1 protein-coding gene is annotated in these 2,161 nt (G+C 63.5%); it reads right to left on the bottom strand.

Annotated features, from left to right (window positions below):
* Positions 1-133: 133 nt before the first annotated feature.
* Complete coding sequence (ltrA, locus tag AB0D27_RS45400) at positions 134-1,660, bottom strand: group II intron reverse transcriptase/maturase (protein WP_362521510.1); 1,527 nt, start codon at positions 1,658-1,660, stop codon at positions 134-136.
* Between the last annotated feature and the right edge of the window lie 501 nt (positions 1,661-2,161).

The raw sequence follows: 2,161 nt of genomic DNA, 5'->3' as shown, positions 1-2,161 counted from the left end.
GCGGTCCAGTTCCCTGTGTTGGGTCGGGGACGGGACGCCGTGCACCGTTTCCGGTGCCGGTTTTCCCGTCCCCGCCCGCCGAACCCGCCGTGCGAGTTGGCCCCGCAACGGGCTCTCCACGTGATCCGATGTGTCAGGCGAGGTATTCGCTGACCTGGCCGACGAACGCCACATCGTCGTGGCTGGTCCGGCGGAAGCGTGCTCCGGCCGGATCGACCTCGTCAACGTTGTATGGCGTGCTGATCTGCGCTCCGCGGAAGCGGTATCGCTCGACCTTCATCTTCGCCGGGTTGTAGAGGACGAGACCGCCCTCTCCGATGCGGTCCGCTCCGAAGTAGCGGCGCCGCAGCTGTTTCCAGGTCATGTGGGGGCGCTTAGAGCGAATCCAGCGGAGCACTCTCCACCACGCGTACCAGCCGAGGTAAGCGAATGTCCTCTTGGATGCGCCATAGCGGAAGTAGGCTGCCCAGCCTCGAAGGACCGGATTGACCGTCCGCAGCACCTCCTCCAACGAGAGCGAAGTGGCACTCCGCCCCGTCAGCTTCTTGATCTTGTGCATCACCGACGCCAAGGCTTGCTTGGACGGGATGGTGAGCACGACGCGACGGCCATCGCCCCAAGCTCTCCGCTGGATGTGGAAGCCGAGGAAGACGAAGCCGTCGTCGATGTGGGTGATGTGGGTCTTCTCGTCCGAGAGGGCCATCTTCAATTTGCGGGCCAGCAGTTCACCGATCTCCGATTTGAGCGCTTCTGCCTCGGACTTCGTGCCGTGCACGAGCACGATGAAGTCGTCGGCATAACGCACCAGCCGGAAGTTCGGCAACCCTCGGCGGCTTCGATACTGCCGACGCCAGCGGGGGCTCATCTCGATGTCCCAGATCCGGGCGAAGTGCCGATCCAGGACGGAGAGATAGATGTTGGCCAGCAGAGGAGAAGCGACTCCTCCCTGCGGAGTACCCGTGAGAGTCTCCGCAAATCCACCGTGCAACTCGACAACCCCGGCCCGCAGAAACGCGCTGACCAGCCGCAGGACCCTGCGGTCCTTGATGCGTTCGGCCACCAGGTCCATCAGGACGTGGTGATCGACGTTGTCGAAGCAAGCCTTGATGTCGCCCTCAATGACCCACTCGTAGGTCGACGGCCTGCATGTGAAGTGGTGGATCTCAGCGATGGCATCCTGAGCCCGGCGTCCGGGCCGATACCCGTAACTTGACGGGTAAAAGTCGGCCTCGAAGATCGGCTCCAGGATCAGCTTGAGCGCCATCTGCGCCACGCGATCCCGCAGGGTGGGAATTCCCAGATAACGGACCTTGCCGTTCTTCTTGGGAATCACCGCCTGCTTGACCGGCAATGCGGTGAAGGACCCGTCCTTGAGCGAGGAGCGAAGCTCCTCCAGGAACGGAATCACCCCATGACGCTCTTCGACGTAGTAGCGGGTGACCGCATCCACGCCTGCTGTCCTGGCACCCCGGTTGCCAGACACCCGTTCCCAGGCCACCACCAAAGTGGCCCGGTCACAGACCAAGTTGAATACATCATCGAACCGGCGATCCGGCTCGCTCCTTGCCCATCGGTGCAGCTTCAACTGGTGATCGAGTACCCGTCGCTCAGCCGTCAGACTGCCCGGCCAAGTTGTTTTCGACGGCGCGTCGTTATTCAACAACGTTCCTCCCCGACAGCAGCACTGCTGCCATCACGCTGTCGCCCTTCCCCGGGTGACCGGCTTTCCCGGCCTCTGAGTACTACGGCGACTCCGCCACGATCTGGCGTCATCAACGGGCGTCGCGCCTGCCCGCCGCCCGGCCGGCTGCCGGACGGGAAGGGCGATGCCAGATCGCTTCCCACGTTCACTGAGGATCTATGTGACGGCTTCGGTGCCCAGCTATATCCCGGCGGCATCGCCACGGACCGCAGATCGCAGTATTGGTCCGGGCCTCCCGGCGTCCATGGGCTCAAGACGACGAGAGAGGAGAGTCCATCGGCTATGGCCCTCTCCAGCACCGCAAAGCGGCCCATCCACCAGAGTTGGCAGGCCGCTGACGACTCACGGGACGTCAACCACTGGTTCAGTTTCCTTGCACCCATTCCGTCTTCGCTTGCGGGCACGAACCGTCTGGTGGTGCCGGTCCGTCCCTACGTTGTCGAGGCTGCTTCCGGCCTC

Origin of the sequence: Streptomyces sp. NPDC048415 (assembly GCF_040651675.1) — a bacterium.
GTDB lineage: Bacteria > Actinomycetota > Actinomycetes > Streptomycetales > Streptomycetaceae > Streptomyces.
This window is presented reverse-complemented; position numbering and strand designations above follow the sequence as displayed.